The sequence below is a fragment of the Thermomonas sp. genome (genome assembly GCF_041919455.1).
In the GTDB taxonomy this organism is placed as follows: Bacteria; Pseudomonadota; Gammaproteobacteria; order Xanthomonadales; family Xanthomonadaceae; genus Thermomonas.
This window is the reverse complement of record NZ_JAYRTQ010000019.1, coordinates 13,275-34,805: the sequence shown is the minus strand read 5'-3', so window position 1 is coordinate 34,805 and position 21,531 is coordinate 13,275. Positions and strand designations below refer to the sequence as shown.

Sequence of the window (21,531 nt, the reverse complement as noted above, 5' to 3'; positions counted from 1 at the left end):
ACCGATGAGCTTCGATGCGTTGATCACCAAGGTGCAGCAGGCCGAACAGGCACTGGAGGGGCGCGAGCGCGCGGCCTCGGCGCAGTGGCGACAAGTGAAGACGACCTGGCGCGAGAGCTGGACGCCCGCGCGGATCGTGATCGCCGGGCTTGCCAGCGGTTTCCTGGTCGGTCGTGCGCAACCGCTGAAGCTGGCCGGAAGTGGTGGCCTGCTGAATCTCGTCACTGCGCTTTCCGGCATGCTGGCCAGCGGCAGCGCGCAGGCCGCCGCCGAGAACGCCGAACAGGCCGCGGATGCCGCGGGTGATGTCGCACAGGTCACGGGCGGAGCAGCGACCGGCAACCCGGGTGTCGTGCATGCCAGCGATGACGACATCGCCGCGATCGAACGGGCTGCCCGCGGCGCATGAGCGCGATCATCGACGGCGCGACGCCGCCCGCAGCCACCCCCGAACCCGCCGCAGCCGCTCCGCAGCAGCGCCCGCGCTCACCGGCCGCGCTGGTGGTGCTGGCGTCGCTGGCGGTCGGTTACACCCTGTGGGCGACCCAGGACCTGATCCTGCCGGTGCTGCTGGCGATGTTCTTCGCCCTGGTCGGCAACCCGATCATCCGCGTGCTCCAGCGCATCCGCATCCCGCGCTTCCTGGCCGCGCTGGCGGTGCTGTGCAGCGGCATCGCGCTCGCCGTGCTGCTTGGCCAGCAACTGGTGCAACCAGCCGGCGAATGGATCCGCGAGGCCCCGCGCGAATTGCGCAGCCTGGCACCCAAGCTGCAGAAGCTGGCCAAACCGATGCAGGAGGCGAACAAGGCCGCCGAGAACATCGCCCGCGCGGCCGGCGGCGAAAGCACGTCGCGGCCGGTGCAGGTGGTGCGGACCGAGGTCAACGATCCCTATCGCGTGCTCACCACCACCCCGCGGATGGTGGCCTCGATCCTGGCGGTGGTGCTGCTGACCTTCTTCTTCATGGTCTACGGGCAGGACCTGCAGCGGCACGCGATCGCGCTGCTGCCGGATCGGCAGAAGAAGCGGGTGACGGTGGAGATCCTGCACACCATCGAGATCGAGGTCAGCCGCTACGTGCTGACCATCAGCGTGATCAACATGCTGGTCGGCCTGGTGTTCGCCGCCTGCCTGCACCTCGGCCTGGACCTGCCGCTGGAGCAGGCCCTGCTGTGGGGCACCCTGGCCGCGATCCTCAACTTCGCGCCCTACGTGGGCCCGCTGATCGGCATCGTGGCGATGCTGCTGATGGGCTTCTCCAGCTTCAACGATCCGCTGGAATCGCTGCTGCCGGCGGCGATCTACCTGGGTCTGCACACGCTGGAGGGGCAGATCGTCACCCCGATCGTGCTGGGCAAGCGGATGGCGCTGTCGCCGCTGATCCTGATCCTGGCGCTGATGGTGTTCGGCTGGATCTGGGGGATCATCGGCCTGCTGCTGGCGGTGCCCATGCTGGTCTGCGTCAAGATCGTGCTGACCCGGATCGAGGGCATGGACGGCTGGGCCAAGCTGCTCGAGTGACGGCACGCGCCGGCCATGCCGGCAAAGCGCGACCGCGATCACGCCGATGGCGTGGGCGCGACCTACAATGCGTCGGTGAATCCTCCCATCCGTGCCGTCACCCTCGACCTCGACGATACCCTGTGGCCGTTCGCGCCGATCGGCGATCGCATCGAACGCGCCCTCCACGACTGGTTCGTTGCCCACAGCCCGCGCACCGCCGAGCGCTTCCCGATCAGCGAGATGCGCCACCTGCGCGAGCGGGTGTTCGCGCAGTTCCCGGAACATGCGCATGACCTGGGCCTGCTGCGGCGGCTGACCATCGAGCGCGCGCTGAAGGAAAGCGGCGACGACCCGGCACTCGCCACCGCCGCGTACGCGATCTTCTTCCGCGAACGCAACCGGGTGGATTTCTATGCCGATGCCGAAGCAGGCTTGCAGCGGATCGCCGCGCGCCTGCCGGTGGCGGGCCTGACCAATGGCAACGCCGATCTCGGCGCGGTCGGCATCGCCCCGTTGTTCGTGTTCTCGCTGAGCGCGCGCGAGTACGGCGCGGCCAAGCCCGATGCCGGGCTGTTCCACGAAACCTGCAAGCGGCTTGGCCTGCCGCCACGGGAGGTGCTGCATGTCGGCGACGACCCGCGCACCGACATCGCCGGTGCCGCCGGTGCCGGCCTGCAGACCTGCTGGATCGACCGCGGCGACCATGTCTGGCCGGAGGACGTGGCACCCGCCGACCTGCGCGTGACCACGCTGATTGAACTCGCCGACCTGCTGGACGCACACCTCGACCCCGAGGCCCACCTGCGCAAGGAGCAGGCCGCATGACCCTGCCCGTCGGTTTCGCCACGCCCGACGCGGCGACCACGCCGCGGCCGCTGCACATCGTCGACAAGGCCGGCTTCGCCGCATGGCGCGATGCGCAATCGCCCGTGGTGCAGGCCTGGCTGGCGGCGCAGCGCTTCGACGGCAGCGCCGGCACGGCGCAAAGCTGGGCGAATGCCGAGGGTGCGATCGGCGGCGCGGTGATCGGCATCGGCGATGGGCTGGATGCGTACAGTTATGCGCATGCGCCGCTGGCGCTGCCGGGTGGCGACTGGCAGGTCGTCGCCGACATCGACGAAGCCACGCGCCAGGCCTTGCACCTGGGCTGGGGGCTGGGCTGCTACCGCTTCGACCGCTACAAGAAAACCACTCGCGCGCCCGCGCGCCTGGTCGACACCTTCGATGCCGAAGCCCTCGACGTACTCGCCGCTTGCGTACGCGTGCGCGACCTGGTCAACACCCCGACCGAACACATGGGCCCGGATGACCTCGAATCACTGGCACGCGATCTTGCCGCGCGGCACGGAGCATCGATCACGGTCGTTGCCGGCGAGGACCTGCTGGCGCAGGGCTACCCGGCGATCCACGCGGTCGGACGCGCCTCGCATCGCGCGCCGCGCATCATCGAGCTGAGCTGGGGCGATGCCTCGCATCCGCATGTGGCGATCTGCGGCAAGGGCGTGTGCTTCGACACCGGCGGCCTGGACCTGAAGACCGCGGTCGGCATGCGCAACATGAAGAAGGACATGGGCGGCGCCGCGCATGCGCTGGCGCTGGCGGAACTGATCATGGCGCGCAAGCTGCCGCTGGGTTTGACCGTGCTGGTGCCGGCGGTGGAAAACGCGGTGGGACCGGATGCCTTCCGCCCCGGCGAAGTGGTCGCCACCCGCAAGGGCGTGAGCGTGGAGATCGACAACACCGATGCCGAAGGACGGATGGTGCTGTGCGATGCGCTGGCACGCGCCTGCGAACTCAAGCCCGACGTGCTGCTCGACTTCGCCACGCTGACCGGTGCCGCGCGTGTCGCGCTGGGCCCGGACCTGCCGGTGCTGTATGCGAATGACGAGTCGCTGGCCAACGACTGGCTCGACGCGGGCAACAGCACGCGCGATCCGTTGTGGCGGATGCCGCTGTGGCGGCCGTACCTGCGCTACCTCACCAGCGGGATCGCGGACCTCGCCAATGGCAGCGCCAGCAGCATGGCCGGCAGCATCACCGCCGCGCTGTTCCTGGAGCGCTTCGTCGCCGAAGGCCAGCGCTGGGCGCATGTCGATGTGTATGCGTGGAACGATAGCGACCGCGCCGGCAAGCCCGCGGGCGGCGAGGCGCAAAGCCTGCGCGCCTGCTACGCGATGCTCAAGGCGCGCGCGGCGGCCTGAGCCGTCACACCGCCGGGCAGGCCTCGGCGGACCGTTCGATCGTGTAGTGCTCGACGCCGTTGTCGCTCTGCGGGCCCATCGGCGTGTCCACCGTGCCCACGCCCCAGCCCTTCATCCTGACCGGCGCGCTGCCGATCCATTCGACCGAATAGGCCTCGCCGCCGCGCACACCGAAACCGCTCAGGTGGCCGTCGTACTTGTAGGTGCCGCCGTCCTTCGAGGTCGGCGTGAAATACACGGTCAGGCCGCCACCCTTGAGCTGAAACGGCTTCTCGAAATCGCAGACGATCCCGGTGCCGTGCCAGTCATCGGCACCGCCCTCGACCTTGTAGGCCACTGGCTTGGGTGGCGGCACGACCGCCACGATCGGTGCCGGCGACGTCGCGGGCGGCGTGGCCGTGGCGACCGGCGGCTCGGGCTTGGCGGGCGCGGGCTGGCCACGACCACAGGCCGCGAGCAGCAAGGTGCCTGTGGCGACGGCGATGAGCACACACGGGCGAACGACAGCGATCATCGGCAGGGTTCCATGGCATCCCGCAACGGGATTCTTTCCATCGAAGCGGAAAACGGCGAGGTTTGCGGCCACGTGCTGATCGTCTCGCGGCTCAGCGCAACCAGCCGCGCGACGCCGCCTTGCCCGCGTACCACCACAGGAACAGGCCGAACAAGCCGATGCACAGCGGCAGGATCGCGCCGCCGATGCCGGTGAGCGCCCACGTGGGCGTGATCGCGTAGATCGACCCGAACTGCACAAGGATGGCCAGCAGCGACAGCAGCAACACCGGCACCGCCCAGCGCCTGCCCAGCAGCAGGCCGAGCGAACCCAGCACGCCGCCGATGGTGGCGACGGCAAACGGCACGAAGATCCAGCGCGGCGTCGCCGCCTCGATCTGCCGTTGCGCCTCGGGCCAGCTGGCGATGACCTCGGGACCGGCGGTGACGTGGACGTAGAACGAGAACAGGCCGAACAGGTTCCACAGCAGGGCCAGCACGGCCACCAGCACGAACCACCACGGACGTGGCACGGTCTTCATCGCGAATCCTCCCCCCGGTTGGATCGCCGCAGCCTACGCCGGTCGCATGGCGCGTGCATGCCGCAGCGCGTCGCGGCTTACTGCACCGGGGTGAACACGTACTCGTGCTGCTCGTCGTCCAGCACCAGCGTCGGCTGGCCGGGCGCGCCCTGCAGCTTGAAGCCGAACCCGTCCACGCCCGGCGAGACCGTCACCAGCAGCGGCGTGTCGACATCGTTGCGTGTCGCCATCTCGCTGTTCCAGCCGCCGAAATCGAACCACAACGCCGCACCTCGGCGCGAGACCACGATGTCGCCCAATGCCGCGTTGCGATAGCGCGTCGCCAGCGTGCCGGCCACGGCGGGATCCACCGGCACGGTCAATGCCTTGCGCGCGACCTCGTCGCCCTGCCTGACGCGGCGGCCCTGCACCGCGACGTTTTCTTCCGCCAGCGGCCTGCCGTCGAACAGCACCTCCAGCACGCGCCGACGGAACGGATAGCGCATGCCGGTGCCCGCATCGGCATTGGTCAGGATCACCCCGCCCACGTCGTGCTCCGGCAACCAGAACATGTCGGAGCGATAGCCCGGCTCGCTGCCGCCGTGGTTCACCACCAAGGTGCCCAGGCTGCGGTCCAGCTTCAGGCCCATGCCGTAGCCCGTGTCGTTGCCGGTCGCCACCTGTTGCCTGGCTCGCTCGTGCAACGCGGCTTCGCCGATGTAGCGGCTGCCGTCCGGCAACAGGCCATCGGCCAGCTCCATCCGCACATAGCGCAGCATGTCGTCGACATTGCTCCACGCGCCGCCATCGGGTCGGCTCGGACGCACCCGGTCGCGATGGACGCGCAGGTCGAGCGGCACCAGCCTGCCGTGCACGTCGCGCGCATGCGGCGAGGCGTGGTTGCCGCGCAACGCGCGATCGAAATCGAAGGTGGTCGAGCGCATGCCCAACGGGTCGAACACCAGGTCCTGCATCGCGCGGTCGTAGGCGGCACCGAGTTCCAGTTTCGGGTACCGCACATGCCCGCCGGTGAAGCCACCGGCTGCGGCCATCGCGTTGGAATACTGGTACAGCTCGCCGAAACTGCTGGTGGGCTGCATGGTGGCCAGCACCCGCACGACCTTGTCAGGCGTCAGTGTCTCGTCGAACAGCATCTCCATGTCCTGCCGCGGCATGCCGGTGCACGCGCACACCAGGTGCCGCACCTGCACCCGTGCGGTGCTCGCCGCATCGCCGAGCCTGAACTCCGGCAACAGCGTGGTGACGGGCGTGTCCCAGGCGAACCTGCCGGCATCGACCTGTTTCGCCAGCATCAGCGTGGTCAGCGCCTTGTTGTTGGAGGCGATCATGAACACTGTGGACGCATCGACCTTGCCGGGCTTGCCGAGCTCGCGCACGCCGAACCCGCCGGCGAACACCACCTTGCCGTGCTGGACGATGCCGATCGCCACGCCGGGCACGTCGAAGGCGATGCGCGCGTCTTCGATGAAGCGGGTGAGGATGTCGATGCGCGCAGGGTCGAGCGCATGCGCCTGCCTGCCGGCGAATGTTTCCGGCGCATAGCCCTTCGGCCACAACCGGCCGAGCGCCAGGTCGACCTGCGATTCGCGCTTGCCGAACACGCCGTCGTCCATGTCCAGGATCGCGACGGTCCAGCGCTGGCCGACGCGCAACGCCTGGGCGGAGACCACGCGCGATTGGCCCGCCGGCGACCGATATGCGTAACTGCGGATCTGCTCCCAGCCATCGCGGCGCGCACGGTCGCTGTCGAGCTTGAGCGGGGGCGGCGTGATCGCGTAGATCGCCCACGCTGCGGCCACCGCGGCATCGGCATCGGCCACGCTGCCGACATCGATCAGGGCGAGCTTCGAGCCGCGTTCGGGCGTTTCCAGCAGGCGCATCGGGCCGGTTGCGGTCAGCGACCAGCCGGCCGGCGCGATGAAGCCGTTGCCATCAAGGGTGACGCTCGGCGTATCCGCCGCCAGCACCTGGCCTGCACCACCGGACGGCGTTGCCGCGGACACACTGCCTGTCAGGAACAGTCCCACCAACATCGAGATCACCCGCATCCGCAGCTGCATCGCCCACTCCGCACCGAATCGTGGGCGGATGGTAGTGGCGATGGCCGCGGCACAGGCATGATCAGCCGATGCCACGGGACGAAGACCCCGTTTCCCGTGACGAAACTCGTTGCCCGATGCGCGAAGCATCGGCGGCGTTGCGCTACAGCCAACCCTTCTGCCGGGCCAGTCGATAGGCCTCGATGCGGTTGCCGACACCGAGCTTGCCGATCGCTTCCGACAGGTAATTGCGCACGGTGCCTTGCGAGAGATTGAGCTTGGCCGCGATCTCGCCGGCGCTCATGCCCTCGCCGGCCAGGCGCAGCGCCTGGCGTTCGCGGTCGTTGAGCGGATCGGCTTCGCCCCAGGCCTCCAGCGCGAGGTTCGGGTCGATGGCGCGACCGCCGCGATGGACCTTGCGCAGCGCCTCCGCCAGGTCTTCGGCCGGTGCGTCCTTCAGCAGGTAGCCGCACACGCCGGCATCCAGCGCACGCCGCAAAAAGCCCGCCCGCGCGAAGGTGGTGACGATGACGACCTTGATCGGCAGTTCATGGCGCTGGATGCGCTGCGCAAGTTCCAGCCCGGTCAGGCCTGGCATCTCGATGTCGGTGACAAGCAGGTCGGGCTTGAGCCGCTGCAACTCGCGCCAGGCGCTTTCGCCATCGGGCGCGGCACCGAGCACCTCGAGGTCGTCCTCCATGCCGAGCAGCGCGGACAGCGCGCCACGCAACATCGCCTGGTCTTCGGCGAGGAGGACGCGGATCACGCGATGGCGGGCATCGACGACATGCGCGGGACGTTAGCAGATCGCCCGCGGTGAGCGTCGAACCCTGGACCGCTTGCACCGCCCTGCCATTGCTCGTCATCCCTGCGAAGGCAGGGATCCAGTGACTTCAAACCACTGAAAGCAAAGACGCTGGATACACAGCCATTCGGCTGCGAAAGCGGCCTGCCTTCGCAGGAATGACGGCATCAGTCATATCTCACCTATGTTGTTTCCTCGCCGGGATCGTCGTTCGCGGCCAGCGGCACGCGCGCTTCGACCCGGGTGCCGCGGCCGTTGCCGGCATCGATGCGCAGGCTACCGTGCACGCCTTCCAGGCGTTCGCGCATGCCGCACAGGCCGTTGCCGGGCACGATGGATCCACCGCGGCCGTCGTCGACAATGCGCAGCACCGCATCGCCGCCCTCCATGCCGAAGCTGGCCTCGGCGCGTTGCGCGCGCGCATGTCGCTGGATGTTGGTGGCGGCCTCGCGCACGGTCATCGCCAGCGCGCTTTCCACGCCCGGCGGCAACGCGCTGCCGGAAAAGCCGTCGTCGAAGCGGTAGTCGAAGCTGACGCCATCGGTTTCCAGCAGCAGCTTGGCGGCAGCGAGTTCGGCGGCGATGCCGGCGGCGCGGATGCCGCTGACCGCACGCCGCACCTGCGCCAGCGCCTCGCGCGCGACCCGGCTGACTTCGCCGATCTCGTTGCGTGCGGCGGCGGGATCGCGGTCGAGCAGGCGCCCGGCCAGGTCCGACTTCAAGGCCACCATCGACAGCGTGTGGCCGAGCAGGTCGTGCAGGTCGCGGCCGATGCGTTCCCGTTCCGCCAGCGCAGCGAGACGGCGCACCTCGTCGTGCGAGAGCTTGAGCGCCGAATCGCGTTCGCGGTTGATGCGTTCGACCATCACGATCACGCCGATGATCGCGGTCACCGTCGGCATCCACACCAGCGCCTGCCACGGATAGCCGATGGTGCGCGCGTAGCCGATCAGGATCACGTTCAGCACGGCGATCGTGCCGAGGTAGCGCAGCACCGAACGGGAACGCCGTGGCTGCAGCATCACGCAGCCGAACACGAAGTAGCTGAGCCCGGACGGATACCAGCGCAGCAAGGCGAGGCACAACGCCACCATCGCCAATGCCGCCAGGTGGGCGCGGCGCGGCGACGCGAACACGCTGGTCGCGTACAGCCACAGGAACAGCGGATACGACACCGCCGTCAACGCGAACCAGGTCGGGGTGAACCCGTAGTCGCCGCCGGAAAGCGCCGGGGTCAGGAACACCCACACCGACCACACCAGGTGGATGAAGCTGGTCCATGGCGAGCGGCCCAGGCGCAACTCGTGCGCCGCCACCGAGTCCGGGGCCGCTTGCAGCACGCGCAGTCGGGACAGACGCTTCACATGGCGCTCCGGTGGCGGGCTGCGCGGATCATGGCACGCTCATTCCGCCGCGGACAGGCGGCGCTGCGCCAGCACGAAGAACAGCACGGTGATGCCGGCCAGCACCAGCACATGCACCCACACGGGCTGGCCCATGTCGAAACCGACCACCTTCAGCGCGAGTTGCCCCAGGTGGTAGGCCGGCCACAGCGGCGCGATGGTCGAGAGGATGTCGGGCAGAATCGTCAGCGGCAGCCACAGCCCGGACAGGAAGGCCATCGGCAGGTACAGCATGTTGAGCAGCGCCGGCGCCGCGTTGCCGCCGACCAGCGAGCCGACGTACAGGCCGATCGCGCAGAACGGCAGCACGCCGAGCACGTCGATCACGAACAGGCGGATCCATTGCGACGGCTCCAGCGCCACGCCGGCCACGGTCGCGGCGATCACCGCGAGCACCAGCGAGATGATCGCGGCGAACGACATCGCCATCACCATCTTCGCCAGCAGCAACGCGCCCGGCGGCACCGGCAGCGCGCGCTTCAGGCGCAGCAGGCCTTTCTCGCGATCCACCGCGATGCTCACGCCGAAGCCGAACAGGCCGGCACCGATCACCCCGAATGCACCGTACGTCGCCAGCAGGTATTGCGCGGCCTTGCCCTCGCCCTTGTCCAGCAGCACGCCGAACAGCAGGTAGAACAGCACCGGGAAACCGATCACCGGCAGGCAGAACGCCGGCTCGCGGAGCATGCGCAGGGCTTCGCATTTCGCTTCCTGCAGGTAGCTCTGCCACGGGGAATGCGTGGAACCCTGGACGATGGAGGACATCACGCGGCTTCCTGTTGTTGGACGGTCGTGTCGTCGTTGTTGCGGGTGAGTTCGAGGAAGGCGTCGGCCAAACCGGCGCGTTGCACTTCCAGTTCGTGCAGCGCGGGATCGGCATCCAGCAAGCGGCGCACGACCGGTTCGGCAGTGTCGGCGACGATGCGCAGGTACTCGCCATCGCGCACCGCCTCGCGCACGCCCGGCCAGCGTGCGGCCGCATCGGCATCGACCGCGGTGATGCAGCGCACCCGGCGCTGCGAGACATGCGCGCGGATCGCGCCCACGCTGCCTTCGGCGACCAGCTTGCCGCGATCCAGCACGACCACGCGGTCGGACAGCGCTTCGGCCTCTTCCAGGTAATGGGTAGTCAGCAGTACGCCGCTGCCCTGCGCCACCAGTTCGCGGATCGCCTGCCAGAGCTTCTGCCGCGCATCGATGTCGAGGCCGGTGGTGGGCTCGTCGAGGAACAGCAGCGCCGGCCGCCCGCACACCGCGATGGCGAACTGCACGCGCCGCTGCTGGCCGCCGGAGAGCTTGCCGTAGGGACGATCGAGCAGGCCATCCAGGCCCGCCAGCGCCACGCAGTCGGCGATGCTGCGCGCGTCCGGGTAGTAGCTGCGTGCCTGCGCCAGCAACTCGCCGACGCGCAGGCGCTCCGGCAGGCCGGCGGTCTGCAGCATCACCCCGATCTTCCGGCGTGCAACCAGCTCGCGCGGATCCTGGCCGAACAGTTCGACGCTGCCGCTGTCCGCGCGCAGCAGGCCCAGCAACAGGCCGATCGCGGTGGTCTTGCCGGCGCCGTTCGCACCGAGCAGTGCGGTCACTTCACCCGCACGCAAGGACAAGTCCAAGCCGTCCAGCGCACGCACCTTGCCGTAGGCCTTGCCTGCCTGCTCCAGGCGGGCCAGCACGTCGTCGTTGCCCTGCATCGCACATCTCCCGTGGTCGATGGCGTGCATCCTGCGTGCAACGCGCCGCATGCGGCAGTCGCGGGTTTCAGGCAAACGACATGACAACCGTCAGGTGACGCGACAACGCCACGCGCCTAGTCTGCGCAGCGTCGGTCGATGGCACCCGCCCCGCCATGCCGGCACACTGATCGTCCCTCCACACCCATCCAGACCGCGCATGAACTCGTCCGCAGACCTGCTGAAGTCGCTCAAGATCGACCGCAGCGCCCCGCCGCCGCCCGCATCGCACAAAGGGCTCTGGATCGGATTGGGCGTGGCCGCGGTGGTCGTGCTGGGTGCGGGCGGCGCGTGGCTCGCGCTGGGCCGCGACCAGGGCGTCGAAGTGCAGGTGGCCGACGTGGTCGCGATCGGCAACGGTGGCGCGGCCAGCGCGTCGGTGCTGGATGCGACCGGCTATGTGGTCGCGCGGCGGATGGCCACGGTCTCCGCCAAGATCACCGGCAAGGTGCGCGAGGTGCTGATCGAGGAAGGCCAGCGTGTCGAGGCCGGCGACGTGATGGCGCGGCTGGATCCGATCGATGCCGATGCGCAGCGCGACCTTTCCGCCTCGCAGCTGGCCGCCGCGCAGAGCCAGATCGTCGGCAGCCAGGCGCAATTGAAGGAAGCCGAGGCCAATGCCGCGCGGCTCGGTGCGCTGGTCGGCCAGAAGCTGGTGTCGCGCGCCCAGTACGAGCAGGCCGTGGCCCAGCGCGATGCGCTGCGCGCGCAGGTCGCCACCGCGCAGCGCAATGCGCAGGTCGCGCGCAACAGCCTGGCCATCGCCAGCAATGGCGTGGACAACACCGTGGTGCGCGCGCCGTTCGCCGGCATCGTCATCGCCAAGTCCGCGCAGCCGGGCGAGATCGTGTCGCCGCTGTCCGCCGGCGGCGGCTTCACCCGCACCGGCATCGGCACCATCGTCGACATGGACTCGCTGGAAGTCGAAGTCGAAGTCGGCGAGGCCTTCATAGGCCGGGTCAAGCCGGGCATGCCCACCGAGACCATCCTCAACGCGTACCAGGACTGGAAGATCCCGGGCAAGGTGATCGCGATCATCCCTGCCGCCGACCGCGGCAAGGCCACGGTCAAGGTGCGCGTGGGCATGGACGCCAAGGACGCACGCATCGTCCCCGACATGGGCGCGCGGGTCGGCTTTCTTGAAGACGCCAAGCCCGCCGCGGCACAAACCGATGCCAAGCCCGGCGTGCTGGTCCCGGCCGATGCCATCGTCCAGCGCGCTGGCAAGGACGTGGCGTTCGCAGTGGAAGCCGACAAGGCCGTGCTGCGCACGCTGACCATCGGCCGCACCCTGGGCGACGACCGCGAAGTCATCACCGGCCTGTCCGGCGGCGACCGCGTGGTGCTGGCGCCGGCCGACGACCTGGCCGATGGCGCGCGCGTGCGCATCGCCAGCGACAAGGACGACGCGGACGCTAGTAACGAATAAGTCGCTACCCACCGTAGCCCGGATAAGGCCGAAGGCCGCATCCGGGACACGTGCGATGCAGATCAACCCGGGTGCGCTGCGCTTACCCGGGCTACAACAAGCCGCCAACAACACCGTCTTCAGGAGACGCCATGTCCACCCTCGTCAGCATCCGCAACCTGCACAAGACCTACCAGCGCGGCCCCGAGAAGGTCGACGTGCTGCGCGGCATCGACCTCGACATCGACAAGGGCGACTTCGTCGCGCTGATGGGCCCGTCCGGCTCCGGCAAGACCACCCTGCTCAACCTGATCGGCGGACTGGATTCGCCGAGCTCGGGCAGCATCGAGGTCGACGGCGGCCGCATCGACAACCTCGGCTCCGGCCAGCTGGCGCAGTGGCGCAGCAACCATGTCGGCTTCGTCTTCCAGTTCTACAACCTGATGCCGACCCTCAACGCGCAGAAGAATGTCGAGCTGCCGCTGCTGCTGACCCGCCTCTCCGCCGCCGACCGCAAGCGCAATGCGGCGATCGCGCTGGAACTGGTCGGCCTCAAGGATCGCGGCGGGCATCGCCCGAACGAGCTCTCCGGCGGCCAGCAGCAGCGCGTGGCGATCGCCCGCGCGATCGTCTCCGACCCGACCCTGCTGATCTGCGACGAACCCACCGGCGACCTCGACCGCGCGTCCGCGGAGGAAATCCTGGGCCTGCTGCAGACGCTCAACCGCGAACACGGCAAGACCATCGTGATGGTGACCCACGACCCCAAGGCCGCGGAGTACGCCACCCACACCCTGCACCTCGACAAGGGCAACCTCGTCGAGTCCGCCGCGCACGCCTGACGGAGCGCCGCGATGAAATATCTCCACCTCATCTGGGCCGCGCTGTTCCGCAGCAAGACCCGCACCCTGCTCACCCTGCTCTCGGTGGTCGCCGCGTTCCTGCTGTTCGGGATGCTCGATTCGGTACGCGTGGCCTTCAATTCCGGCGGCCAGGTCACCGGTGCCAACCGCATGATCGCGTCCTCGCGGCTGTCGATCACGCAGATGCTGCCGTACAGCCTGACCGAGCGGATCCGGGCGACGCCGGGCGTCAAGAACGCGGCGTTCGCGGCCTGGTTCGGCGGCATCTACCGGGACCCGAAGAACTTCTTCGCGAATTTCTCGGTGAGCCCGAACTACCTGGACCTCTACCCGGAGTTCAAGATCCCGGCCGCGCAGAAGAAGGCCTGGCTGGCCGACCAGCGCGGCGCGATCGTCGGCGAGTCGCTGGCCAAGCGCCACGGCTGGAAAGTGGGCGACACCATCCCGCTGCAGGCGACGATCTTCCCGACCAAGGGCAGCAACAACTGGTCGTTCACCCTGCGCGGCATCTACGTGGTCGACGACCCCAAGCAGAAGGCGCAGGAGAACGTGCTGTTCTTCCACTGGAAGTACTTCGACGAGGCCAACGACTACGTCAAGGGCCGGGTTGGCTGGTTCGTGGTGCAGCCCGACAGCGGTGATGCCGCCGACCGAGTGGCATTGGCCATCGACACGCTCAGCGCGAACTCCGACCACGAGACCAAGACCCAGACCGAGACCGCGTTCAACCAGGCCTTCGCCAAGCAGTTCGCCGACATCGGCCTGATCGTCACCGCGATCATGGGCGCGGTGTTCTTCACCCTGCTGCTGCTGACCGGCAACACCATGGCGCAGGCGGTGCGAGAACGCATCCCCGAACTCGCCGTGCTGAAGACGATCGGCTTCTCCAACCGCAGCATCCTCTGGCTGGTGCTGGCCGAGGCCATCCTGCTGGTGGCACTGGGCGGGTTGATCGGCCTGGGCATCGCCGCGCTGATCATGCCGGCGGTGAGCGCCGCCAGCGGCGGGATGATCCAGCTCCCGGGCGTCATGCCCGAGACCTGGCTGATGGGCCTGCTGCTGATGCTGGCGATCGGCGTGATCGTCGGCCTGCTGCCGGCGCTGCGCGGGATGCGGTTGAACATCGTCGATGCACTGGCCGGCCGGTAACAGAGAGCTGAGGCGGCTCGCGCGGCACTGCCGCGCGCCGAAGCGAACGCCCGGCGCGCTGCGCCGGGCCAGTCGACCAGAAGCGAAAAATTTTCGAGGGCACTGACATGACACGTTTCAAGGGATTCCTCGGCGGCCTGCTGACCGTGCTCGCGCTGGTCGCGATGCTGGTGGTCTGGATCGCGTTGCCGTGGTTCGCGGTGCTCGGCATCGCGGTCGCCATCGGCCTCTGGCTGTTCCTCACCCGCGGCGGACGACTGGCGCGCGAGGCCGCGAAGATCGGCATCGCCGGCCTGCCGCAACGCTGGGGCGCATCGCTGGTGATCGTGGTCGGCATCGCCGGCGTGGTCGGCGTGCTGGTGGCGATGCTGGCGATGGGCGAAGGCTTCAAGGCCACGCTCGACAAGACCGGCGGCACCGACTCGGCGATCCTGCTGCGCGCGGGCTCGCAGGCGGAAACCAATTCGGTGATCACCCGCGACCAGGTCCCGCTGATCTCCACCCTGCCCGGCATCGCCAAGGGCACGGACGGCAAGCCGCTGGCGTCGGCGGAGCTGTCGCAGATCATCAACCTGCCGAGCATGGCCGACGGCACCGATGCCAACGTGCAACTGCGCGGCGTCGGTCCGACGGCCTGGACATTGCGCTCGCGGGTGAAGATCGTGGAGGGTCGCAAGTTCGGCGCCGGCCTGCGCGAGATCGTGGTCGGCCGTGGCGCGCAGCAGCGCTTCCGCGGGCTGGAGCTCGGCAAGCAGCTGAAGCTGGCCAACCAGGCGTGGACCGTGGTCGGCGTGTTCGAATCCGGCGACTCGCACGAGTCCGAACTGTGGGCCGATGCCGACGTGCTGGGCCCGGCCTACCAGCGCACCGCGTTCCAGTCGATGACGGTGAAGCTGGACGGCAAGAACGGCTTCAAGCAGCTCAAGGCCGCGCTGGCCGCCGATCCGCGCCTGAAGCTCGATGCCGAGACCACCCGCGACTACTACGGCAAGCAGTCCGAGGGCCTGACCAAGGTGATCAACGTGCTGGGCACGGTGATCGGCGCGATCATGGCGATCGGCGCGGTGTTCGGTGCGCTCAACACCATGTACGCAGCAGTCGCCGGCCGTGCTCGCGAGATCGCCACGATGCGGGCCCTCGGTTTCCGCGGCGTGCCGGTGGTCACCGCGGTGATGCTGGAGACGATGCTGCTGGCCTTGCTCGGCGGACTGCTCGGCGCCGGCATCGCCTGGCTGGTGTTCAACGGCTACACGGTGAGCACGCTCGGGCAGAACTTCAGCCAGGTCGTGTTCCAGTTCCGGGTCTCGCCGGAACTGCTGTGGACCGGCCTGAAATGGGCGCTCGGCATCGGCCTGGTCGGTGGCCTGTTCCCGGCGTTGCGGGCAGCAAGGCTGCCGGTGACGGACGCCCTGCGCGGGGCCTGATCCACCTGCAACATCACGACATGCGGCGGCCATTCGATGAATGGTCGCCGCGATGTCATGGCACTGTCATCCGATTGCGGTAGATGCGCGCGGCCGCGACGCCTACCCTGCGCGACCTCCATTCGTCCGGATCGCGCCGATGTACCGCGTGTTGTTGTTCCTGTGCGCCTGCCTGTTGCTGGCCGGCTTTGCCTGGCCCGATGCCGCCGACATGCTCGGCAAGCGCCTGGTCGCACCCGGCGGTTCGTCGCCGATCCTGCCGACCGCGCGCATCGACCGGGCGGTGGCGCGGCTGCCGCATCGCGAAGGCTACGTGGCCACGTCCGCCGGCGTGCGGCTGTTCTGGCGTGCGTTCGATCCTGGCGACTACGTGCTGGATTACGCCTACCGTCCCGACGGTACGCAACACGGGCGCATGCAGTTCGACCTGGATTTCGCCGTTCCGCGCCGCACGCCCATCGCACCGCGCGGCACGGTCGTCCTGCTGCATGGCTGGATGATGGATGGCGGTTCGCTGCTGCCGTGGTCGCTGCAACTCGCGCAGGCCGGCTATCGCACGATCAGCATCGACCTGCGCAACCACGGGCGCTCCGGCGCGGCACCGTCGGGCTACGGACTGCGCGAGGCGCACGACGTGGCCGATGCCGTGGCGGCGCTGCGCGCACGCGGCGAAGTCGTGGGTTCGCTGCACCTGATGGGCGTGTCCTATGGCGCGGCGACCGCGGTCTTCAGCGCGCGCGCACTGGGCATGCAGGTCGACAACGTCATCGCCATCGAATCCTTCGACAACGCCGGCGGTGCGATCCGCGACATGGTGCCGCACATGCTGGCCAAGCCACCGGAGACGATCGCCCAACAGGTCACCCATCGCATGCTGCGCATGCAACTGGACGACGCCGCGCTGGAACGTGCGATCGCCTCCGCCGGCGATGCGCTGCAACTGCCGCTGGACCAGGTGGATGTCGGCGTGGCGCTCGCCCAAGTGCCGGCGTGCGTGCTGTTGCTGCATGGCCGCGACGACCGGCATGTGCCGGTCGCGCATGGCCGCGCGCTGGCCGCCGCCGCGCCACGCGCGCATTACATCGAGGTGGCAGGCGAAGACCACATCAGCCTGCCGATGCGGCTGGACCTGCTGGCGCCGACGGTGATCGACTGGCTGGACAATGCCGACCCCGCGCGCAGGTTCTGTCCCGAACCACTGGCGCCCACAGTGCCGCAATCCACGCCACGTCGCGTGGCGTGAGATCGCTCAAGCGGGTGCAAGCCTGCTGCGTCGCGCGCGCACCCATCCGTCGATCGCATACAGCGCCAACGCCACCCAGATGAAGCCGAAGCCGATCGCGCGGTCGCGGCCGAACGGCTCGTGCAGCACCAGCACGCCGACCAGCAGTTGCATGGTCGGCGAGATGTATTGCAGCAGGCCCACCAGCGAATACGGAATGCGCTGCACCGCCGCGGCGAAGCCGATCAGCGGCAACGCGGTGAGCACGCCACCGAGGACCAGCAGCGCGGCCACGCCGATGCCCCACGAGGCGGCATCGCCATGGGCGAAAAGATGTCCCTGTCCGGTGGCTTCGGTCCAGGCGAGGAAGGCCAGTGCCGGCAGCAGCAGGTACAGGTTTTCCACGCCCAGCCCACGCACCGGCGGCACGCCCAGCAGCTTGCGCACCAGGCCGTAGATGCCGAACGACGCCGCCAGCGACAACGCGATCCACGGGAAGCTGCCGTAACTGATGGTCAGCCACAGCACGCCGATGGCGGCGATGGCGACCGAGGCCCACTGCGTGCGGTTGAGTCGCTCCTTCAGCACGAACACGCCCAGCATCACGCTGAGCAGCGGATTGATGAAGTAGCCCAGCGCGGATTCGACGACGTGGCCGGCATTCACCGCCCAGATGTACAGCCCCCAGTTGAACGCGATCAGCACGCCGCTGAGCGCCAGCATCGGCGCCGCGCGCGGCCGCGACAGGGTTTCCCGCACCCAGCCTCGGCCGTACTTGAAGCCCAGCCAGCCACACACGAACAACGCGCTCCAGACCACCCGGTGGGCCATGATCTGCATCGCCGGCACCGCCTTGAGCACATGCCAGTACAGCGGCATCAGTCCCCAGGCGACGTAAGCCGCCACCGCGATCCACACGCCGCGGCGATCCAGCGGACCGGTGCCAACGGCGGTCATCGGGTTGTCGCCTTCGCCGCCTTGGCCAGGGTGATGGCGACCACGCCCGACAGGATCACCCCCATCGCCACCAGTTCGTGGCTGCCGAAGCGCTCGCCCGCCAGCCACGCGCCCAGCGCGACGGCGATCGCCGGATTGACGTAGGCATAACTGCCGGCCAGTGCCGGGCGCACGTGGTGGAGCAACCAGATGTAGGCGGTGAAACCGAACCACGAACCGAACACGATCAGGTAGGCGAACGCGCCGAGCGCATGCGGGGTCGGCAAGGCGTGCATGCGTTCGCCGGTGGCCAGGCCGGCGACGATCATCGCCACCCCGCCACACAGCATCTGCGCTGCGGCATTCATGAACGGCGGCGCGAGGTCGCGGCCGCGACTCCAGATCGAACCGAACGACCACGCCAGGGTCGCCACCAGCAACGCGATCATCCCCAGCGGGGTCGCCGAAAGGCTGCTGCCGGCATTCAGCCAGAGCACGCCGAGGAAGCCGATGCCCAGGCCGATCCATTCGCGACGGGTCGGCCGGTCGCCGCGCATCGCCGAGAACACGCCCATCCACAGCGGCGCGGACGCGACTGCCACCGCGGCCAGGCCGGACGACACGGTCTGCTCGGCCAGGTTGACCATGCCGTTGCCCAGCAACATCAGCAACAGGCCGAGGACGAACGCATTGCCCCATTGCGCACGGGTCGGTGCCGCCATGCCGCGCCAGCGCAGCAGCGCGTACATCAGCGCGCCGGCGATGGTGAAGCGGATCCCGCCGAGCAGGAACGGCGGGAACCCGCCCTCCAGCGCGAAGCGGATGGCGAGGTAGGTGGACCCCCAGATGACGTAGACCGCGGCGAGCGCCAACGCGATCCGTCCGCCGGTGGGGGTGGCGGTCGAAGAGGTGGTGTGCATGCGCTCAGGCTAGCGGCGTGGCGCGGACGCGGTTTGAAAATTCATGCGCAGCGGCGCAATATTTTTGCGTGACCGTCGCCGTCGTCCTGGATGCGTTCGACCATCGCCTGCTGGCGCTCCTGCAGGACGATGCCGGGCGCACGCTCACCGCGCTTGGCGAGGCCGTCGGCCTGTCGCCCAGCGCGGTGCAACGACGATTGAAGCGTTACCGCGCGAACGGATTGCTGCGACAGGTCGCCGTACTCGATGCCGAGGCGTTCCCGGCGGTGGTGCTGGCCGCGGTCTGGGTGACGATGGAACGCGAATCCGTGCGCCAGCTCAATGCGTTCTACGCGCGCATGCGCGCCACGCCGGAGGTGCAGCAGTGCTACCAGCTGGCCGGCGAATGGGATTACCTGGTGATCATGGCGACCACCAGCATGGCCGCCTATCGCGAGACCGCCGAACGGCTGTTCAAGAGCGACGGCAACATCAAGCGCTACGAAACCCGGCTGGTATTCGACACCGTCAAGCGCGGCTTGCAGCTACCGACGCTTGCGCCCGCCACGAAGGGCCGGCGCAAGCGCTGAGTCTTCGCGTCAGTCGACCCAGTGGCCCTGGGTGCGCGCTTCCGGCAGCACCTGCGCCGCCAGCTTCGCGTCCTTGCCGAGCAGGCCGATCGCATCACCCAGGATCGCCGCGGATTCGCGCAGGAGCGGGTCGGTGACCTTCTTCGCCGCTTCCTCGCGCGCCACCGATTCGGCGACGTTGCGTTCGTCGGCCTGCAGGCCATCGTCGGAACGACCTTCCAGCAGCGGGTCCAGGGCGATGCCCAGCTTCTTGCGCGCCTCGATGCGCTGCTTGCGCTTGGCGTCGAAGCTGTCGCGCTCGGCGCGGCGCTCGGCCTCGTTGAGCGAGATCGACTTCTTCGCCTGTTCCTCGCGGAAGGTGCGCACGTCCTCGACCCACCACTGGAACTCGACGTCCCTGGCGATGCGCGCATCGTGGCGGGCATCGAGCTGGCCGAGCAAGGGCACGAAGTTGCCGTACTGCACGTGCGGCACCGCGGCGATGCGCGTCCACGGCAACGCGTTCTCGTAGGTGCTCTCGCCGTATTCGCTGGCATCCACGCTGGTCGGGAAACTCACGTCGGGCACCACGCCCTTGTTCTGGGTGCTGCTGCCGCCCGGGCGGAAGAACTGGGCGATGGTCAGCTTGACCTGGCCGAAGCGCGGTTCCTCGTTGGCCGGCCAGCGATCCAGGTCAACCATGTTCTGCACAGTGCCCTTGCCGAAGCTGGTCTCGCCGATGATCAGCCCGCGCCCGTAATCCTGGATCGCACCCGCCACGATCTCCGAGGCCGACGCGGAGCCACGATTCACCAGCACCGCCAGCGGCCCGTCCCAGGCCACGCCGGCCTTGCGGTCGCTGTCCACGGTGACCCGGCCGCCGGATTCGCGCACCTGCACCACCGGGCCCTTGTCGATGAACAGGCCGGTGAGCTCCACCGCCTCGCTCAGCGAACCGCCACCGTTGCCGCGCAGGTCCAGCACCACGCCGTCCATCTTCTGCGCGCGGAACTCGCCGAGCATGCGCTCGACATCCTTGCTGGCCGATGCGTAGCTGTCGTCGTTGCGACGTCGCGCCTCGAAGTCCTGGTAGAAGCCCGGCAACTTGATCACGCCGATGCGGCGCGCCGGTTGGCCATCGGCAGCCGGCAGGGTGATCGTCTCGGCCTTGGCGCGCGCGTCTTCCAGCCGCACCTTGGCGCGGGTCAGCACCAACCGGGTCGGCTTGCTGTCCATCGGCGCCTCGGCGGAGACGATGTCCAGCCGCACCTGGGTGTTGGCGGTGCCGCGGATCAGGTCGACCGCATCATCCGTCCGCCAGCCGATCACGTCCTTCATCTCGCCCGACCCGCCCTGGCCCACGCCGACGATGCGGTCGCCGGACTTCAGCTTGCCGCTGAGCGCGGCCGGTCCGCCCGGCACCAGTTCGCGGACCACGATCACGTCGTCCTGCTTGAACAGCACCGCGCCGATTCCCTCCAGCGAGTTGGAGATCGTCATGGTGAAGTTGGCCGCGCTGCGCGGGGTCAGGTAATCGGTATGCGGGTCGATCGCGCCGGCATAGGCATTGAGGAAGGTCTGGAAGACTTCCTCGCCCTTGAGCTCATTCACGCTGGACAGCAGGTTCGCGTAGCGCTTGTCCAGGGTCTTGCGGATCTCGTCCGGCTTCTTGCCGGCCAGTTTCAGGCGCAGCCAGTCGTTGCGCACCGACTTGGCCCACAGCGCATCCACTTCGGCATCGCTGGCGGCCCATGGGGCGTCCTCGCGGTCGAACTCGTAGCGTTCGTTGCCGCTGAAGTCGAACTCGCCCTTGAGCACCTTGCGCGCATGGCCGATGCGCTGGTCCACGCGCTGGCGATACAGCGCGAAGATCGCCCAGCCGGGTTCGACCTGGCCGCCCTTGATCGCATCGTCCAGTGTCGTCGCGTAGCGATTGAAGCTGGCGACATCCTGCGCAGTCAGGAACACCTTGCCCGGGTCCAGCGATTCCAGGTAGCGCTTGAGCACGTCCTTCGACATCGCATCGTCGAGCGCGCGCGGGCGATACGCATAGCGGCTGTCCGACAGCAGCCCGTACACCAGCCGCGAGGTGGTGGCCTGGTCCGCGGTAGGGGCGGCCGGCAGCGAGGTGATGTCGGCCGAACGCGCGAGCAGCGCCAACGGCGCGACCAGGGCGAGGCCAAGGGACAGGGCAAGCAGGGTGCGATTGGACGTCATCGAAGGATTCCGCGGCGTGGGGTGCCGTCGTTGCAGGATGCGGAGGGGTGCGACCGCATGACAGTGCCGGAAGTTGCGTGGCAGCGCCATTCATCGCCACTGTAGCCCGCTCGTGCGATGCAATGTGAA

The 21,531-nt window shown here is 68.7% G+C and carries 20 protein-coding genes; 10 read left to right on the top strand and 10 right to left on the bottom strand.

All coding sequences use genetic code 11. From position 1 onward, the window contains the following. Positions 1-4: 4 nt before the first annotated feature. From ACE3T8_RS12295 to ACE3T8_RS12280, 4 genes are all read left to right on the top strand, one after another. Positions 5-409 carry a hypothetical protein gene (locus ACE3T8_RS12295; RefSeq protein ID WP_374609491.1) on the top strand — a complete coding sequence of 135 codons (405 nt, stop codon included), beginning with the start codon at positions 5-7 and terminating at the stop codon, positions 407-409. After that, positions 406-1,521, top strand: coding sequence for an AI-2E family transporter (locus ACE3T8_RS12290; RefSeq protein ID WP_374609490.1), 1,116 nt, complete (start codon positions 406-408; stop codon positions 1,519-1,521). Before ACE3T8_RS12295 ends, ACE3T8_RS12290 begins: the two co-directional genes overlap by 4 nt. 75 nt (positions 1,522-1,596) lie before the next feature. After that, positions 1,597-2,328 (top strand): HAD family hydrolase, encoded by a 732-nt coding sequence (locus ACE3T8_RS12285; protein WP_374609489.1) that lies wholly within the window; start codon positions 1,597-1,599, stop codon positions 2,326-2,328. Continuing rightward, complete coding sequence (locus ACE3T8_RS12280; protein ID WP_374609488.1) at positions 2,325-3,704, top strand: M17 family metallopeptidase; 1,380 nt, start codon at positions 2,325-2,327, stop codon at positions 3,702-3,704. The genes ACE3T8_RS12285 and ACE3T8_RS12280 overlap by 4 nt, the downstream gene beginning before the upstream one ends. Before the next feature lie 4 nt (positions 3,705-3,708). On the opposite strand, the gene ACE3T8_RS12275 is transcribed toward ACE3T8_RS12280, so the two are convergent. The 7 genes from ACE3T8_RS12275 to ACE3T8_RS12245 form a co-directional block, all read right to left on the bottom strand. After that, positions 3,709-4,218 carry a hypothetical protein gene (locus ACE3T8_RS12275; RefSeq protein WP_374609487.1) on the bottom strand — a complete coding sequence of 170 codons (510 nt, stop codon included), beginning with the start codon at positions 4,216-4,218 and terminating at the stop codon, positions 3,709-3,711. A gap of 91 nt (positions 4,219-4,309) precedes the next feature. Beyond that, positions 4,310-4,738 (bottom strand): hypothetical protein, encoded by a 429-nt coding sequence (locus ACE3T8_RS12270; protein WP_374609486.1) that lies wholly within the window; start codon positions 4,736-4,738, stop codon positions 4,310-4,312. A 77-nt stretch (positions 4,739-4,815) separates the two neighbouring features. After that, the gene (locus tag ACE3T8_RS12265) at positions 4,816-6,798 is read right to left on the bottom strand and encodes a serine hydrolase domain-containing protein (RefSeq protein ID WP_374609485.1); all 1,983 of its coding nucleotides are present in this window, start codon (positions 6,796-6,798) and stop codon (positions 4,816-4,818) included. A gap of 142 nt (positions 6,799-6,940) precedes the next feature. Beyond that, positions 6,941-7,543: a response regulator transcription factor gene (locus ACE3T8_RS12260; RefSeq protein WP_374609484.1), complete on the bottom strand. Its 603-nt coding sequence runs from the start codon at positions 7,541-7,543 to the stop codon at positions 6,941-6,943. A gap of 221 nt (positions 7,544-7,764) precedes the next feature. Next, entirely contained in the window at positions 7,765-8,946 is a 1,182-nt protein-coding gene (locus tag ACE3T8_RS12255) for a sensor histidine kinase (RefSeq protein ID WP_374609483.1), read from the bottom strand. Positions 8,947-8,985: 39 nt separating this feature from the next. Next, on the bottom strand, positions 8,986-9,750 hold the full coding sequence (locus ACE3T8_RS12250; RefSeq protein ID WP_374609482.1) for an ABC transporter permease: 765 nt from the start codon (positions 9,748-9,750) through the stop codon (positions 8,986-8,988). After that, on the bottom strand, positions 9,750-10,676 hold the full coding sequence (locus tag ACE3T8_RS12245; protein WP_374609481.1) for an ABC transporter ATP-binding protein: 927 nt from the start codon (positions 10,674-10,676) through the stop codon (positions 9,750-9,752). Before ACE3T8_RS12245 ends, ACE3T8_RS12250 begins: the two co-directional genes overlap by 1 nt. 199 nt (positions 10,677-10,875) lie before the next feature. On the opposite strand from ACE3T8_RS12245, the gene ACE3T8_RS12240 reads away from it, so the two are divergent. The 5 genes from ACE3T8_RS12240 to ACE3T8_RS12220 all read left to right on the top strand — a co-directional run bounded on the left by ACE3T8_RS12240 (position 10,876) and on the right by ACE3T8_RS12220 (position 16,802). Further along, on the top strand, positions 10,876-12,144 hold the full coding sequence (locus ACE3T8_RS12240) for an efflux RND transporter periplasmic adaptor subunit (RefSeq protein WP_374609480.1): 1,269 nt from the start codon (positions 10,876-10,878) through the stop codon (positions 12,142-12,144). Positions 12,145-12,275: 131 nt separating this feature from the next. After that, on the top strand, positions 12,276-12,965 hold the full coding sequence (locus tag ACE3T8_RS12235) for an ABC transporter ATP-binding protein (protein WP_374609479.1): 690 nt from the start codon (positions 12,276-12,278) through the stop codon (positions 12,963-12,965). Between the two features lie 12 nt (positions 12,966-12,977). Further along, positions 12,978-14,135 (top strand): ABC transporter permease, encoded by a 1,158-nt coding sequence (locus ACE3T8_RS12230; RefSeq protein ID WP_374609478.1) that lies wholly within the window; start codon positions 12,978-12,980, stop codon positions 14,133-14,135. 107 nt (positions 14,136-14,242) lie between these two features. Beyond that, positions 14,243-15,559, top strand: a complete 1,317-nt coding sequence (locus ACE3T8_RS12225) for an ABC transporter permease (RefSeq protein ID WP_374609477.1) — start codon at positions 14,243-14,245, stop codon at positions 15,557-15,559. Positions 15,560-15,698: 139 nt separating this feature from the next. Further along, positions 15,699-16,802 (top strand): alpha/beta fold hydrolase, encoded by a 1,104-nt coding sequence (locus ACE3T8_RS12220; protein ID WP_374609476.1) that lies wholly within the window; start codon positions 15,699-15,701, stop codon positions 16,800-16,802. A 6-nt stretch (positions 16,803-16,808) separates the two neighbouring features. Here the strand turns inward: ACE3T8_RS12220 and rarD are convergent, their stop codons facing one another. Together rarD and yedA are read right to left on the bottom strand one after the other, a co-directional pair. Next, entirely contained in the window at positions 16,809-17,738 is a 930-nt protein-coding gene (rarD, locus tag ACE3T8_RS12215) for an EamA family transporter RarD (RefSeq protein ID WP_374609475.1), read from the bottom strand. Continuing rightward, on the bottom strand, positions 17,735-18,637 hold the full coding sequence (gene yedA / locus ACE3T8_RS12210) for a drug/metabolite exporter YedA (RefSeq protein WP_374609474.1): 903 nt from the start codon (positions 18,635-18,637) through the stop codon (positions 17,735-17,737). The genes rarD and yedA overlap by 4 nt, the downstream gene beginning before the upstream one ends. A 68-nt stretch (positions 18,638-18,705) precedes the next feature. Here yedA and ACE3T8_RS12205 point away from each other — a divergent pair, with 68 nt between their 5' ends. After that, positions 18,706-19,206 carry an Lrp/AsnC family transcriptional regulator gene (locus tag ACE3T8_RS12205; protein ID WP_374609473.1) on the top strand — a complete coding sequence of 167 codons (501 nt, stop codon included), beginning with the start codon at positions 18,706-18,708 and terminating at the stop codon, positions 19,204-19,206. Positions 19,207-19,215: 9 nt separating this feature from the next. On the opposite strand, the gene ACE3T8_RS12200 is transcribed toward ACE3T8_RS12205, so the two are convergent. Further along, positions 19,216-21,402 carry a carboxy terminal-processing peptidase gene (locus tag ACE3T8_RS12200; RefSeq protein ID WP_374609472.1) on the bottom strand — a complete coding sequence of 729 codons (2,187 nt, stop codon included), beginning with the start codon at positions 21,400-21,402 and terminating at the stop codon, positions 19,216-19,218. Positions 21,403-21,531 lie beyond the last annotated feature (129 nt).